This is a genomic window from Micromonospora sp. MH33, assembly GCF_003013775.1.
Classification (GTDB): domain Bacteria; phylum Actinomycetota; class Actinomycetes; order Mycobacteriales; family Micromonosporaceae; genus Micromonospora; species Micromonospora fulviviridis.
Genome location: NZ_MUYZ01000181.1, coordinates 1 through 13,852, shown reverse-complemented (window position 1 = coordinate 13,852; position 13,852 = coordinate 1). Strand labels below are relative to the sequence as shown.

The window sequence follows — 13,852 nt, the reverse complement described above, 5'->3', positions numbered from 1 at the left end:
CGACGACCGGCGCGGCTTCGGCGGCCGCCCGCCGGTCCGCACCCACTGACCCACCAGGCCCGCGCGGCCCCGGCCCGACCGGCCGGGCCGCGAGCACCGACGCCGCCGTCGAGCTACCGCTCGGCGGCGGCGTTCGCGCATCCGCTGCCGGTGTCCGCCAGGTGGCGTAACGTCCGGTTCATGCCGCCCATGCCGAAGTCGCTCTTCTGGTCCCGGACCGACACCGCCGGCTCGGAGCACGTGCTGCTCGACGATCGGCAGGGGCTCGCCGCGCAGGGCGTGGCGCTGGCCGTCGACCCAGTCCCGTACACCTGCCGCTACCAGCTGACGGTGGGCGCGGACTGGTCGACCAGCCGGCTGGAGGTCGCTGCGGAGGGCGCGGGCTGGTCGCGGAGCGTACGCCTGGAGCGGACCGGGGACGGTTGGCGGGTGCGCACCGGCGAGGAGGGTGACCTGGACGCGGCGCTGCGCGCGGCCGGGCACCCGCCGGCCGGGTTGCCGGGCACCGACGACCCGGACCGGCTGGCCAAGGCGCTCGACGTCGACCTGGGCGGCTCACCGCTGACCAACACCCTGCCGGTACGCCGGCTCAATCTGGCGCGGGGCCCCGCCGACCAGGCGCGGACCATCACCGCCGCCTGGGTGCTGCTGCCCAGCCTGGCGGTGCTCCCCGCCGAGCAGGCCTACACCTCGCTCGGCCCGGGCCGGGTCCGCTACGCCAGCGACTCCTTCACGGCCGACCTGGACGTGGACCCGGAGGGCTTCGTGGTGCGCTACCCGGGGCTGGCCGAGCGGATCGACCCGCGCTGACCGCTCAGGCCGGCCAGGCGCCGGTGGCCAGGAAGCGGTCGATGGTGGCCAGGTGCGGGGCGAGGTCGAGGCCCTGCCCGGCCACCCACTCGTCGTCGTAGTAGGTGTGCGCGTAGCGGTCGCCCGGGTCGCAGATCAGGGTGACCACCGAGCCGGTCCGGCCGGCGGCGAGCAGCTCGGCGATCAGCCCGAACGCGCCCCAGAGGTTGGTGCCGGTGGAGCCGCCGACCCGGCGGCCGAGCACGGCCGAGCCGGCCCGCATGGCGGCCAGCGACGCGGCGTCCGGCACCTGCATCATCCGGTCGACCACGCTGGGCAGGAAGGACGCCTCGACGCAGGGTCGGCCGATCCCCTCGATGCGGGAGCTCTTGGCGGTGCGGACGGACCAGTCGCCGGCCTGCCAGGCCGGGTAGAACGCGGAGTTCTCCGGGTCGACGACGCAGAGCTTGGTGGGCAGCCGGCGGTAGCGGGCGTACCGGCCGATGGTGGCGCTGGTGCCGCCGGTGCCGGCGCCCACCACGATCCAGGCCGGCACGGGGTGCCGTTCCAGGGCGAGCTGCGCGTAGATCGACTCGGCGATGTTGTTGTTGCCCCGCCAGTCGGTGGCCCGCTCCGCGTAGGTGAACTGGTCCATGTAGTGCCCGCCGCTGTCCTCGGCGAGCCAGCGCGCCTCGACGACCACCTTCGCCGGGTCCTGCACCAGGTGGCAGCGACCGCCCTGGAACTCGATCTGGGCGATCTTCTCGGGCGAGGTGGAGGCGGGCATGACCGCGATGAACGGCAGCCCGAGCATCCGGGCGAAGTACGCCTCGGAGACCGCGGTCGAGCCGGACGACGCCTCGACGATGGTGGTGTCCGGGCCGATCCAGCCGTTGCAGAGCCCGTACAGGAACAGCGAGCGGGCCAGCCGGTGCTTGAGCGAGCCGGTGGGGTGCACCGACTCGTCCTTGAGATAGAGGTCGATGCCCCACTCCCGGGGCAGCGGGAAGGGCAGGAGGTGGGTGTCGGCGGAGCGGTTGGCGTCCGCCTCGACCGTGGCGATCGCCTCGGTCACCCAGCTCCGGCTGGCCTCGTCACACCGGTCGAGATGAGTCACGCCGGCAACGTTACAAGCGAGGTGGGCTCGCGTCGGGACGGACCCGGCGTGCCTGCCGGCGCTGGCCGGCCCGGCCGGCGGCCCGGACCACCGGGGTGAGGGCCAGGGCGAGCCGGGGGAAGGCGTCCAGGATCCGCACCTGGGCGCCGCGCCAGCGTGGCAGGCTGACCACCGGTCGGGGCCGCCGGGCCAGCCGTACGGCCCGCGCGGCGACCCGCTCCGGCGTCAGCAGCGACCCGGTGAAGGAGGCCAGGGCCCCGGGATCGTCGAGCTTGTCGTGCAGCATCGGCGTCCAGATCCCGTCCGGGCAGAGGCACGACACGTGTACGTCCCGGACGCCGGCCATCCGCAGGTCGGACAGGGTGCCGAGGCTGAACGCCAGCAGGGCGTGCTTGCTGGCCGCGTAGACGGTCTCGCCGGGGGCGGCGATCAGCCCGGCGAGCGAGACGACGTTGAGCACGTGCCCGTGGGCCTGCGCCCGCATCACCGTCAGGGCGGCGTGGGTGCCGTTCATGGCACCCAGCGCGTTCACCTCGACCAGCCGGCGCCGGGTCGCCGCGTCGTGCGCCCAGGACGGCCCGGTGGCCAGGATGCCGGCGTTGTTGACCCAGAGCCCGAGACCGCCCGGAGCCCGGGCCGCCTCGGCGGCCACCGCCGCGCAGGCCGCCTCGTCGCGGACGTCGAGCGGGCGGGACCAGCCGCCGAGCGGTGCCGCCGCGGTGGCCACGGCCTCGGCGTCCACATCGGTGAGCAGCACCGGCCAACCGTCGGCGTGCAGCGCGGCGGCGATGGCCCGGCCCAGCCCGCCGGCCGCGCCGGTCACCACGGCCGCGCCCCGCCCTGGATTCGTCACCGGCGCACGGTAACGCCCCGGGCCGGTCGGGACCAGAGCCGCTGCTCAGGAGGCGGCGGCCTGGAGCGGCTGGGGGCGGTTCTCCCACTTGGTCGACAGCGCGATCCCGGTACGGGTGGAGGCCACCCCGGGGGTGCGGTTCAGCCGGACGATCAACTGCTCCAGCTCGGCGATGGTGCCCACCCGCGCCTTGAGCAGGAAGGACTCGACGCCCGCCATGAAGTAGCAGGACTCGATCTCGGGCATCTGCCGGAACGCCTCCAGCACGTCGTCGGTGTCCGCGGTCGAGTCCTCCACGATGCCGATCAGCGCGGTGACCCCGAGTCCGATCGCCTCCGGCTCCACCTCGGCCCGGTACGCCCGGATGACGCCGCCCGACTCCAGCTTGCCGACCCGCTCGTGCACGGCCGGGGCGGAGAGGCCGACCTGGCGGGCCAGCTCGGCGTACGACAGGCGGGCGTTGCCCCGTAACAGCTCCACGAGGCTCAGGTCGATCGCGTCCACGGAGAGTGACCCTATCCTTTCGGGCGTAACGCCCGACGCTCGGCATCAGTTGAACGTGACGTCGCGTTGCCATTCACAAACGTGTCGTCACGGGGGTTCTGCGCCGGTAGCATTTACTAACTTCTCACTGTGTGCGTTTTTCGCGTTTGGCGGACACGCCAGGTCGCTGGTGCTGTAATTGCCATACGTCCCTCATGACGGCTCTGGGCTCGCACCGGCCGGGGGCAGTGTGTTCAGCCGGGGGCTTCGTCGACGCGAGGAGGGGGCTGTGGACACTGGAGATCGCCTGCTGACACCGGGTGAGGTCGCCGCGCTGTTTCGGGTTGACCCGAAGACCGTGACCCGATGGGCAGCGGCCGGCCGGATCGGCAGCATCCGGACTCCAGGCGGGCATCGCCGGTTTCGGGAATCCGAGGTGCGGGCCCTGCTTGAGGGGGAGGGCATGCTGGACGAGGCGGAGGACATGGGCAAGGCGCGCAACATGGGCCCGACCGCCTCGACCGGCCCGGGGCCGGCGAACGCCGGAATGTACTGAGGCGAAGCCGGTCGGGACGCTGGCCAGCCTCCGGCCGGTCCGCGTCCCGACCGGCGTCCTCAGGTCCGGTCCGCGTCCCGCCGGGCGGCGGCCAGCTCACCGGACCAGCGGCGGAACAGCGTGTGCGGCACGCCGAGCGCGTCCAGCACCTTTCCGGCCACGAAGTCGACCAACTGTGCGGCGGACGCCGCCGCCCCGGCACCGTAGAAGCCGGGGCTGGCCGGCAGCACCACGGCGCCGGCGTCGTGCAGCGCGATGAGGTGCTCCAGGTGGCTGCGGGTCACCGGGGTCTCCCGGGGGACCACCACCACCGGCCGCCGCTCCTTGAGGTTCACCTCGGCGGCGCGCTGCAACAGGTCCTTGGAGAGTCCGATGGCGATGCCGGCGCAGGCCGCCGTGCTGGCCGGGACGACGGCCATGCCGCGTACCCGGTAGGAGCCGCTGCTCGGGCCGGCGGCCAGGTCACCGGCCGGCCAGTGCCGCAGGTCGGCGTCGGCGAGGTCGCGGCCCAGCCAGGCGGCCAGGTCCTCGGCCCAGTGCCCGTCCCGGAACGGCTTTCCGGTCTCGTCGAGGATGGTCAGCCGGGCGGCCCGGGAGACGATCAGGTCCACCGCCTGGCCGGCGTCGAGCAGGCCCCGGACGACCGCGGCCGCATACGGCGTGCCGGAGGCCCCGGAGACGCCGACCACCCATGGTTCGCGCATACCGTCCAGCCTGCCTGGTCGCCCCGGGCGCCGGGCGGCCACCCCCGGTCGGGTGTCCCCCTTGTCCGCCGGGTCGGCGGGCGTGCCGGGAACGTGCGATTCTTCCGTCGGTGATCGACGTCCACGGAAGGGACCGGTGATGACGGGGGCGGTGCTGCGGGCGTTGCGGTCCGAGTGCCCGATCCCGCCCCGGCTCTCCCCGCACGCCGACGCGGTGCAGGTGTGGCTGGTCGGCCAGCTCGACCGGCTCGGCCTGCCGCTGGACCCGGCCATGCGGGAGCGGCTGGCCCGGGCCGGTTTCGCCCGCTACGCCGGCCGCCTCTATCCGGACGCCAGCGAACCCGACCTGCGGTCGCTGGCCGCCCTGTTCACCTGGTTCTTCCTGGTGGACGACGCCTGTGAGGGGCCGGACCGGCTGGCCCCGGCGCAGATCCGGGCGCTGCGCGACGGGGCGTTAAGGCTGCTCCGGGAGGGGCCCCGGGCGCGCCACCCCGGCCTCTCCGGCCCGCTGCGCCGGCTGCTGGTCCAGGCGTGGCGGGAGCCCCGGCGCCGGATGCCGGCCCGCTGGCGGCTGCGCTTCTCCGACGCCGTGGCCGACCACCTCGACGGCGCCTGGCGGGAGGCGGTCGCCACCGTCGCCGGCCGGCCACCGGGCGTCGCCGAGTACGTGCAGCTGCGCCGGGCCACCTCGGCGGCGTACGTGTCGTACCCCTTGATCGAGTTCGCGGCCGGGCGGCCGCTGCCCGACGCGGTCTACCACCATCCCGCGCTGCGCCGCCTCGCCGACCTCGCCAACGACCTGCTCTCCTGGTACAACGACCTGGCCTCGCTGGAGCGCGACCGGGCCACCGCCGGGGGGCACAACCTGGTGCTGGCGGTGGCCGCCGAGCGCGGCGTGCCGGTGCCGGCCGCGGTGGACCTGGTCGCCGCGCGCTGGCGCGCGGAGATGGCCCGTTTCATGGCGCTGCGCGCCGCGGTGCCGTCGTTCGGTCCGGCGCTGGACGAGTCGGTCACCGCCCACCTCGACGGGCTGGCCAACGCGGTCCGCGGCACGGTCGACTGGACGCTGGAGAGCGCCCGCTACCCGGTGGCCGGGTGACGCCCGCTCAGGGGCGCAGGTCGAGGCGGACCACCAGGTCCAGCAGGGCGAAGACGAACAGCGCGATGCCGACGAAACCGTTGGCGGTGAAGAAAGCCCGGTTGACCTTGCTCAGGTCGGTCGGGCTGACCACGAGGTGCTGGTAGCCGAAGGCGACCGCGGTGAACGCCAGCCCGATCCACCAGAGCCAGCCGAAGCCGACCAGCGCGCCGAACCAGATGAACAGCGCGAAGGTCACCACGTGCGCGACGGTGGAGGCGTGCAGGGCGAAGCGCCGGCCGTAGCGGGCCGGGACGCTGTGCACCCCGATCTCCCGGTCGATCTCCGAGTCCTGGCAGGCGTAGATCAGGTCGAAGCCGCCGATCCAGAGGCCGACGGCGGCACCGAGCAGCCAGGCCGGCCAGGAGCCGGCGAGGGTGCCGGTGACGGCCAGCCAGGCGCCGACCGGGCCGACCGCCTGGGCGATCGCCAGGATGGCGTGCGGCCAGTTGGTGAACCGCTTGCCGTAGGGGTAGACGACCAGGGGCACCACGGCGAGCGGGGCGAGCGCCAGGCAGAGCGGGTTGAGCAGGGCGGCGGCGGCCAGGAAGACCACCAGCGCGACGACCGCGCCGGTCCAGGCCGTCCGCACGCTCACCGCCCCGGTCACCAGCTCCCGGTTGGCGGTACGCGGGTTCCGCGCGTCGATCCGCCGGTCGAGGATGCGGTTGGCGGCCATGGCGAACGTCCGCGCCCCGACCATCGCCACGGTGATGAGCAGCAGGTCGAGCCAGCGCACCCGCCCGCCGTCGACCTGCATGGCGGTCAGCGCCGACAGGTACGCGAACGGCAGCGCGAAGACCGAGTGCTCGATCGCGACCAGCTTGAGGAAGGACTTGACCCGGCCGGGGCGTTCCACCGGGGCCTCGGTGACGGCCATCAGATCCCGTACTCCTTCCAGCGCTTGTCGACCAGCGAGACCACCTCGGGCGACATGGCCATCTCCTCGGGCCAGCCCCGGGTGTAGCCCTCGGTGGGCAGCTTGCGGGTCGCGTCGAGGCCCGCCTTGCCACCCCAGAACTGCTGGTACGAGGCGTGGTCCAGGTGGTCTACCGGGCCCTCGGTGACCAGCAGGTCGCGGGCGTAGTCGACGTTGCCGAAGGCGCGGAACGCGACCTCGTTGTAGTCGTGCACGTCGCAGTCCTCGTCCACGATCACGATCAGCTTGGTCAGCGACATGAGGTGCGCGCCCCAGATCGCGTTCATCACCTTCTGCGCGTGCTTCGGGTAGCGCTTGCGGATGGAGACGATCGCGCAGTTGTGGAAGACGCCGGCGGCCGGCAGGTCGTAGTCGACGATGTCGGGGATCATCAGCTTGAGCAGCGGCAGGAAGATCCGCTCGGTGGCCTTGCCGAGGCCGTGGTCCTCCTGCGGCGGCTTCGAGGTGATGATCGAGTGGTAGACCGGGTCGCGCTGCATGGTCATGGTCTCGACGTGCAGCACGGGGAACGGCTCGACCGGCGTGTAGAAGCCGGTGTGGTCGCCGAACGGGCCCTCGGGCAGCCGCTCGCCGGGCTCCAGGTAGCCCTCCAGCACCACCTGGGCGTGCGCCGGCACCTGCAACGGCACGGTGCGGCAGTCGACCATCTCCACCCGCTCGCCGCGCAGGAAGCCGGCGAACAGGTACTCGTCGATGTCGCCGGGGAGCGGCGCGGTCGCCGCGTACGAGACGACCGGGTCGCAGCCGATGGCGATGGCGACCGGGAGCCGCTGGCCGAGCCGTTCGGCGACGGCGTGGTGCGCGGTGGAGTCCTTGTGGATCTGCCAGTGCATGCCGAGGGTGTTCCGGCTGTGCTGCTGGAGCCGGTAGAGGCCGAGGTTGCGCTTGCCGGTCTCCGGGTGCTTGGTGTGGGTCAAGCCGAAGTTGTGGAAGATCCCGCCGTCGCCGGGCCAGACCTGGAGGCCGGGCAGCCGGTTGAGGTCGACGTCGTCACCGGAGTAGACCACCTGCTGGCAGGGCGCGGTCTTGACCTTCCGCGGCGGCAGCGACTTGAGCTGCATGACCTTGCCGAGGCCCTCGCGGATGCCGGACCACCCGACGGGCAGCTCCGGCTTGATCATCGCGCCGATCCGCTCGCCGATCTCGTCCAGCGTGTCGACGCCGAGCGCCATGGCCATCCGCTTCTCGGTGCCGAACAGGTTGATCGCCACCGGCATCTCGCCCCGGGTGGGGCGCTCGAAGAGCAGCGCCGGGCCGCCGTCGCGGACGGTCCGGGTGACCACCTCGCTGATCTCCAGCGTGGGGTCGACCGGGACGCCCACCCGCCGCAGCTCGCCCGCGGCCTCCAGGGCCGCGAGAAAGTCCTTGAGATCGGTGTACGGGAAGCCACGAGCCGCCATGACCGCCAGTCTCCCGCACGGCTTTCCGTGCTGCCCACGCCGGGTCGGCATGACGGCTGTGGGCCTGCCCACGCGTCGCTCCGGGCGGCGGGCGCGTCGCGGCGTCCGGGGGCGGGACGGCGCACGTCGCGGTCGTCCCCGGCGGGACGGCCGGCGACGTGCGCCCGAGGCGGGGTCAGGCGGCCGGCGTCCACGCGTAGGCGGCCAGCGGCGGGTCGAGTGGGGCGTCGGTGAGGCGGTTGGCGAAGGTCGAGATCGTGTACGTGCCGACGCCGAGCACGACGTCCAGCGCGTGCCGTGGCTGCCAGCCGCCGGCCAGGAAGGCGTCCAGGTCGCCGTCCGGGACGGCACCCCGGTGGTCGAGCACGGCGACGGTGAACCGGCGCAGCGCCTCCAGGCGCGGGTCGGGCAGGGCGGCGCCGGCCCGGAGCGCCTCGATCAGCTCGGGCGCGGCGCCCTGCCGGGTGAGCGTCGCGGTGTGCATGGCCACGCAGAGGTGGCACTCGTTGCGGGTGGCCACGGTCAGCACCACCACCTCCCGGGCGGCCGGGTCGAGGTCGGTGGACTCGAAGACGGCGTTGGCGGTGAGGAAGCCCTTGAGCAGTTCGGGCGACTCGGCCATGAGGGCCACCGCACCGGGCAGGTGGCCGAGCTTGCGGTGGATGTTGGTCATCGTGGGACGGGCGGCGGCGGGCGCGGTGTCGGGAGTGTGGGCGGTGAAGACCAGGCGGGACATGACGGGTACCCCTGACGTAAGATAGTCAACGTGGTTGACGAAATAGTAAACGGGGTTGTCGAACATGGCAACGCCTGACCGCCCGGGCTTCGCACTCCCGCTGCTCCTGCTCGCCGGCTTCCGCACCCTCATCGACGACCTGCACGCCGAACTGGCCCGGCAGGGGCACCCCGAGCTGCGGCCCGCACACGGCTTCGTGCTCCAGGCCGTCGGCCCCGCCGGCACCACCGCCTCCGACCTGGGCCAGCGCCTGGGCGTCTCGAAGCAGGCGGCCGGCAAGACGGTCGACCGGCTGGTCGCGCTCGGCTACCTGGAACGCGCCGACGACCCCGCCGACGCCCGGCGCAAGCTGGTCCGGATGACGGCGAAGGGCCACGACGGGCTCCGCCGCTCAGCGGTCGTCTTCGACGAACTGCGCGACCGCTGGGCGGCGACCCTGGGCCCGGACCGGGTCGCGGCCATCGAGGACGACCTGCGCCGGATGGTCCCGGCCGACGTCTTCCGCCTCGACGTACCGGGCTGGTTCGGCGGGTGACAAACATCGTCGCGTCTTGACCTCCCAGCAGGGCTGGCGGCGACGATGTCCGCATGGATGACGCGTACGTGGCGGGCGATCCGGACGGGCTCAGCCCGCTGCAGGCCGAGATCCGGGACGCCGTGGCCCGTGAGCTGCACGCTCAGTTCGCGCGCGGGTCAGACGCCGGCGTAGGAGTGCAGGCCGGTGAAGAAGAAGTTGACCCCGAACAGGTTCATCAGCATGGTCAGGAAGCCCACCACCGCGATCCAGGTGGCCACGTTGCGCCGGACGCTCGGGGTGGCCCGGGCGTGCAGGTAACCCGCGTAGACCACCCAGGAGATGAACGCCCAGGTCTCCTTCGGGTCCCAGCCCCAGGCGCGACCCCAGGCCGCCTCGGCCCAGATCGCCCCGGCGATCACCGCGAAGGTGAAGATCGGGAAGGCGAAGGCGTGCAGCGTGAAGGTCAGCCGCTCCAGGCCGGCCGCCGCCGGCAGCCGCCGGGCCAGGGTGTACGGGAAGCTCCGCTTCCCCTGCTCCCAGCCCGACCGCATCAGGTACGCCACGGCCGGCACCACGCCCAGCAGGAAGATGCCCGAGGCGAAGATGATCGTCGACACGTGGATGATGAACCAGTACGACTGGAGCGCCGGCATCAGCGGCACGACCTGCACGTAGAGCTTCAGCTCGGCGAACGCCAGCAGCAGCACCATGACCAGGGTCAGGAACAGCCCGAGCCGGCGCAGCGACGGCTGCTTCCAGAGCACCGCGAGCCAGGCCGCCGCCCCGATCCAGGTGACGGTCAGCACGAACTCGTACATGTTGCCCCAGGGCATCCGCTCGGCGGCGATGCCGCGGGTGACCACCGCGCCCAGGTGCAGCGCGGCGGCCAGCGCGGTGATCCAGGCGGCGATCCGCCCGGCCAGCTCGGCGCGGGCGGCGGAGCGGTAGGCGCGGGTGGCGGCCGGCGTGACCGGGGGCGCCGGCTCCTCGACCGTCCCGCCGGGGCCGCCGGCACCGGCGGCGACCAGCTCCCGGGCCGGGGCGGCGGCCGCCGGGGCCTTCCGGGCGTTGCCCAGGGCGTACTCGACGGCGTGGCTGATCATCGCGACGAGGTAGGCCAGGATCGCGAACGTGACCAGCTGGTCGGAGAGTGCGGACATCACTCGTCTCCTTCTCGCGCCCGCCGGTCGCCCCGCCCGTCGTCGCTGACCGCGGCGACGAGCTGTGCGAACTCGGGGGCGAAGCCCGGATGCTCGGTGCGCGGCAGCCCACCGGCCTCCACCAAGCTACTACCGCTCGTCGGAGATCCACCCTCCGGGGGCGTCACCCGGAACCAGACCCGGCGCCGCCGGCCGAAGAGCGAGCCCATCAGGCCGAGCAGCAGCGTCCCGCAGGCGACCAGCATCATGGTCTGGCCGGGGGCGTGCCGGACCGCGATGGTGATGTACGGCTGGGTGCCCACGAACTCCAGCGTGCTGCCGTCGTCCAGGGTCCACTTCTCGCCGAGACCGAGCTTCCTGTCGCCGATCTGCTTCAGCTTGCCGTTGCTGAGCTGCCGCTTGTCGAGCTGGTAGACCGAGCCCGGGATGCCGGCGTCCAGCCCCAGGTTGCCCCGGTACGCGGCCAGCACCACCGCCGGGTTCCGCTCCTCGGGGAACTGGGACGAGACGAACGGCGCGCGGTCCGGGGCGGTGGGCAGGTAGAGCCCGTCGAAGGCGACCTGCTGGTCGGGGGCGCGCTTTCCGGTCTTCGGGTCGACGTTCGCGTCCGGGAAGAGGGCGACGCCCTCCTCGGTGGCGTTCTGGTCACCGGTGCGCAGGAACGGCGCCGTGCTGGTCTGGGTCCGGCCGTACCGGTCGGTGTATTTCAGGATCGGCGCGTACCCGTTGCCGAGCAGGTAGACGTTGGCCGAACCGAGCCGCAGCGGAGAGTTCACCGAGAAGCCGGCGGTCCGGGTCGACCCGTCGTCCAGGTGGTCCACGGTCACCGTGGCCCAGTAGCGGGAGGCCTGGCCGGAGGGCAGGTAGTCCGCCTCGAACCGGTCCAGGGTGAGGCAGAACGACGGCAGGTCGGCGCTGTCCACCCGCGGGCCGAGCGACGCCTCGGCGTACTGCTGGCGGGTGTTGCAGAAGGCGTTGTCCGCGCCGGACACCAGGATCCGGTTGCCGTGCCAGCCGTACCAGGAGCCGAGCGCGACGCCGAGCAGGACTGCGACCAGCGAGACGTGGAAGAGCAGGTTGCCAGTCTCCTTGAGGTAGCCCTTCTCGGCGGAGACCTCGTTGCCGCGGACGGTGACCCGCCAGCGGCGCCGGCGCAGCACCGCGGCGATCGCCGCGGGGTCGGCGGCGGCCGGCGCCTCCAGCACCGCGTGCTGCGGCAGCCGCTCCAGCCGCTTCGGCGCGGCTGGCGGCCGCATCCGCAGCGCGCGGACGTGGTCGCGGGCCCGGGGCAGGATGCAGCCGACCAGCGAGGTGAAGAGCAGCAGGTAGATCGCGGAGAACCAGACCGAGCCGAAGACCTCGAACATGCCGAGCTGGTCGAGCCGGGGCGCCAGGTCGGGGTGGTCGACGAAGTACTGGTTGACCTTCTCCGGGTTGACCCCGCGCTGCGGCAGCACCGAGCCCGGGATGGCGGCGATCGCGAGCAGGAAGAGCAGGATCAGCGCGGTACGCATGCTGGTGAGCTGCCGCCACGAGTTGCGCAGCAGGGCCAGCACCGGGTTGACGCGGCGCCGGGGCGCGCCGGCGGGCGGCGCGGCCGGCCGGTCGTCCACGGTCGTCATCAGATGCTCACCTCGCCCACGCCCACGTGCGTCTGCAACCAGATCACGAAGTCCTGCCAGCCGCCGGTGACCAGTGCCACGCCGATCAGGATCAGCAGCGCGCCGCCGATCCGGGTGACCCAGCGGCTGTTGCGCCGGACGGCGCGGAACACACCGAGCAGGCGGTGGAAGCCCAGCCCGAAGACGACGAACGGTACCCCCAGCCCGAGGCAGTACGCCACGGCGAGCAGCACGGCCCGGTCGGTCCGCCCGTCGACGGTCGCCATGCCGAGCACCGCGCCGAGGGTGGGACCGGTGCACGGCATCCAGCTCAGCGCGAAGACCGCGCCGAGCACCGGGGCGCCGAGCAGCCCCGCGGCGGGCAGCCGCCGGATGCGGAACTCGCGCTGCATCCCGGGCACCACACCCAGGTAGCCGAGGCCGAGCACCACGACCAGCGCGCCGATGACGATCTCCAGCGTGCGCTCGTGCGTGAAGAAGAGCTTGCCGACACCGGAGAAGAGGATCGCGGTGGCGGTGAAGACCGCGGTGAAGCCGGCGATGAAGAGCATGGTGCCGGCCAGCACCCGCCCCTTCACCGCGGCCGCCGGCCGGGCCGCCCCGTCGCGACCCGCGCTGGACGCGACCGGCGCTGCTCGGCCTGCTGCTGGCCACCGCGCTGCTCTACCTCTGGGGCCTGGGCGCCTCCGGCTGGGGCAACGCGTTCTACTCGGCGGCCGTGCAGGCCGGCTCGGAGAGCTGGAAGGCGTTCTTCTACGGCTCCTCGGACGCGGCCAACTCGATCACCGTCGACAAGACCCCCGCCTCGCTCTGGCTGATGGCCCTCTCGGTCCGCCTCTTCGGGCTGAGCGGCTGGTCGATCCTGGTGCCGCAGGCGCTGCTCGGCGTCGCCTCGGTCGGCGTCCTGTACGCCGCCGTGCGCCGCTGGTACGGGCCGGTCGCCGGCCTGCTCGCCGGCGCCGTGCTGGCGGTCACCCCGGTGGCCACGCTGATGTTCCGGTTCAACAACCCGGACGCCCTGCTGGTGTTCCTGCTGGTCGCCGCCGCGTACGCGACGGTGCGCGCGGTCGAGACGGCCAGCACGCGGTGGATCATGCTGACCGGCGCGCTCGTCGGCCTCGGTTTCCTCACCAAGATGCTCCAGGCGTTCCTGGTGATCCCGGTCTTTGCCGCGGTCTACCTGCTGGCCGCGCCGACCGGCTTTTGGCGGCGGATCCGCCAGCTGCTGCTCTCCGGGCTGGCCGTGGTGGTCGCCGCCGGCTGGTGGGTGGCGATCGTCGAGCTGGTGCCGGCGAGCGCCCGCCCGTACATCGGCGGCTCGCAGCACAACAGCATCCTGGAGCTGACCCTCGGCTACAACGGCCTCGGCCGGATCACCGGTGACGAGGAGGGCAGCGTCGGCGGCGCCGGCCGGATGGGCGGCGGGGGCGGGGGCCCGTTCTCCGGACAGTCCGGCCTGCTGCGGATGTTCGACACCGAGGTCGGCGGCCAGATCTCCTGGCTGCTGCCGGCCGCGCTGATCCTGCTGGTCGCCGGGTTGTGGCTGGCGGGGCGGGCGGCGCGTACCGACCGGACCCGGGCGGGGCTGCTGCTCTGGGGCGGCTGGCTGCTGGTCACCGGGCTGATCTTCAGCTTCATGTCCGGCATCTTCCACGCGTACTACACGGTGGCCCTGGCCCCGGCGGTCGGCGCGCTGGTCGGCATCGGGGCGACCCTGCTCTGGCGGGCCCGCACCACCCCGCCCGTCCCCGCCGCGCCCCCGTCCGGGTACGCCCCGGCGGCCTCCGCCGGCCCCCTCCCGCCGGCCGCTGCAGCGCCGGGCACCACGGTTCCGCCG

General features: G+C 73.3%; 13 protein-coding genes and 2 pseudogenes. 5 read left to right on the top strand and 10 right to left on the bottom strand.

Translation table 11 applies throughout. The features are described 5' to 3' along the window. Positions 1–189 precede the first annotated feature (189 nt). On the top strand, positions 190–810 hold the full coding sequence (locus tag B0E53_RS23820; RefSeq protein ID WP_107078095.1) for a putative glycolipid-binding domain-containing protein: 621 nt from the start codon (positions 190–192) through the stop codon (positions 808–810). Between the two features lie 4 nt (positions 811–814). Here B0E53_RS23820 and B0E53_RS23815 read toward each other — a convergent pair whose 3' ends face one another. Genes B0E53_RS23815 through B0E53_RS23805 form a run of 3 tightly spaced genes read right to left on the bottom strand, consistent with a single transcriptional unit; the run spans position 815 to position 3,263 of the window. Then, entirely contained in the window at positions 815–1,906 is a 1,092-nt protein-coding gene (locus B0E53_RS23815; RefSeq protein WP_107078094.1) for a PLP-dependent cysteine synthase family protein, read from the bottom strand. Positions 1,907–1,916: 10 nt separating this feature from the next. Then, positions 1,917–2,759: an SDR family oxidoreductase gene (locus B0E53_RS23810; RefSeq protein WP_107078093.1), complete on the bottom strand. Its 843-nt coding sequence runs from the start codon at positions 2,757–2,759 to the stop codon at positions 1,917–1,919. A 45-nt stretch (positions 2,760–2,804) separates the two neighbouring features. Next, positions 2,805–3,263 carry an Lrp/AsnC family transcriptional regulator gene (locus B0E53_RS23805; protein WP_107078092.1) on the bottom strand — a complete coding sequence of 153 codons (459 nt, stop codon included), beginning with the start codon at positions 3,261–3,263 and terminating at the stop codon, positions 2,805–2,807. Positions 3,264–3,531: 268 nt separating this feature from the next. On the opposite strand from B0E53_RS23805, the gene B0E53_RS23800 reads away from it, so the two are divergent. After that, positions 3,532–3,798, top strand: coding sequence for a BldC family transcriptional regulator (locus tag B0E53_RS23800; protein ID WP_013473529.1), 267 nt, complete (start codon positions 3,532–3,534; stop codon positions 3,796–3,798). Positions 3,799–3,857: 59 nt separating this feature from the next. On the opposite strand, the gene B0E53_RS23795 is transcribed toward B0E53_RS23800, so the two are convergent. Continuing rightward, on the bottom strand, positions 3,858–4,502 hold the full coding sequence (locus B0E53_RS23795; protein ID WP_107078091.1) for a UbiX family flavin prenyltransferase: 645 nt from the start codon (positions 4,500–4,502) through the stop codon (positions 3,858–3,860). A 139-nt stretch (positions 4,503–4,641) separates the two neighbouring features. On the opposite strand from B0E53_RS23795, the gene B0E53_RS23790 reads away from it, so the two are divergent. Next, positions 4,642–5,601: a terpene synthase gene (locus B0E53_RS23790; RefSeq protein ID WP_107078090.1), complete on the top strand. Its 960-nt coding sequence runs from the start codon at positions 4,642–4,644 to the stop codon at positions 5,599–5,601. 7 nt (positions 5,602–5,608) lie between these two features. Here the strand turns inward: B0E53_RS23790 and mqnP are convergent, their stop codons facing one another. From mqnP to B0E53_RS23775, 3 genes are all read right to left on the bottom strand, one after another. Further along, a complete protein-coding gene (mqnP, locus tag B0E53_RS23785) occupies positions 5,609–6,520 on the bottom strand; it encodes a menaquinone biosynthesis prenyltransferase MqnP (protein ID WP_107078089.1) in 912 nt (303 codons plus the stop codon). Beyond that, positions 6,520–7,980, bottom strand: coding sequence for a menaquinone biosynthesis decarboxylase (locus B0E53_RS23780; RefSeq protein WP_107078088.1), 1,461 nt, complete (start codon positions 7,978–7,980; stop codon positions 6,520–6,522). Before B0E53_RS23780 ends, mqnP begins: the two co-directional genes overlap by 1 nt. Positions 7,981–8,155: 175 nt before the next feature. Then, complete coding sequence (locus B0E53_RS23775; RefSeq protein WP_107078087.1) at positions 8,156–8,716, bottom strand: carboxymuconolactone decarboxylase family protein; 561 nt, start codon at positions 8,714–8,716, stop codon at positions 8,156–8,158. A 64-nt stretch (positions 8,717–8,780) separates the two neighbouring features. Here B0E53_RS23775 and B0E53_RS23770 point away from each other — a divergent pair, with 64 nt between their 5' ends. Next, complete coding sequence (locus tag B0E53_RS23770; protein ID WP_107078086.1) at positions 8,781–9,251, top strand: MarR family winged helix-turn-helix transcriptional regulator; 471 nt, start codon at positions 8,781–8,783, stop codon at positions 9,249–9,251. Positions 9,252–9,409: 158 nt separating this feature from the next. Here the strand turns inward: B0E53_RS23770 and ccsB are convergent, their stop codons facing one another. From ccsB to B0E53_RS23755, 3 genes and pseudogenes are all read right to left on the bottom strand, one after another. Next, entirely contained in the window at positions 9,410–10,393 is a 984-nt protein-coding gene (ccsB, locus tag B0E53_RS23765; protein ID WP_107078085.1) for a c-type cytochrome biogenesis protein CcsB, read from the bottom strand. Next, positions 10,393–12,015, bottom strand: coding sequence for a cytochrome c biogenesis protein ResB (locus B0E53_RS23760; protein ID WP_107078084.1), 1,623 nt, complete (start codon positions 12,013–12,015; stop codon positions 10,393–10,395). Before B0E53_RS23760 ends, ccsB begins: the two co-directional genes overlap by 1 nt. Beyond that, positions 12,015–12,599, bottom strand: a pseudogene (locus B0E53_RS23755) (cytochrome c biogenesis protein CcdA); the annotation flags it as partial. The gene B0E53_RS23760 and the pseudogene B0E53_RS23755, both read right to left, overlap by 1 nt. Positions 12,600–12,646: 47 nt before the next feature. On the opposite strand from B0E53_RS23755, the pseudogene B0E53_RS23750 reads away from it, so the two are divergent. Next, positions 12,647–13,852: pseudogene (locus B0E53_RS23750) on the top strand (glycosyltransferase family 39 protein); the annotation flags it as partial.

Excerpts from the sequence above, each read along its gene's own strand:
- B0E53_RS23770 (WP_107078086.1), top strand. The coding sequence starts at position 8,781 with ATGGCAACGCCTGACCGCCCGGGCTTCGCACTCCCGCTGCTCCTGCTC.
- B0E53_RS23760 (WP_107078084.1), bottom strand. The coding sequence starts at position 12,015 with ATGACGACCGTGGACGACCGGCCGGCCGCGCCGCCCGCCGGCGCGCCC.
- B0E53_RS23780 (WP_107078088.1), bottom strand. The coding sequence starts at position 7,980 with ATGGCGGCTCGTGGCTTCCCGTACACCGATCTCAAGGACTTTCTCGCG.
- B0E53_RS23775 (WP_107078087.1), bottom strand. The coding sequence starts at position 8,716 with ATGTCCCGCCTGGTCTTCACCGCCCACACTCCCGACACCGCGCCCGCC.
- B0E53_RS23795 (WP_107078091.1), bottom strand. The coding sequence starts at position 4,502 with ATGCGCGAACCATGGGTGGTCGGCGTCTCCGGGGCCTCCGGCACGCCG.
- B0E53_RS23790 (WP_107078090.1), top strand. The coding sequence starts at position 4,642 with ATGACGGGGGCGGTGCTGCGGGCGTTGCGGTCCGAGTGCCCGATCCCG.
- ccsB (WP_107078085.1), bottom strand. The coding sequence starts at position 10,393 with ATGTCCGCACTCTCCGACCAGCTGGTCACGTTCGCGATCCTGGCCTAC.
- B0E53_RS23820 (WP_107078095.1), top strand. The coding sequence starts at position 190 with ATGCCGAAGTCGCTCTTCTGGTCCCGGACCGACACCGCCGGCTCGGAG.
- mqnP (WP_107078089.1), bottom strand. The coding sequence starts at position 6,520 with ATGGCCGTCACCGAGGCCCCGGTGGAACGCCCCGGCCGGGTCAAGTCC.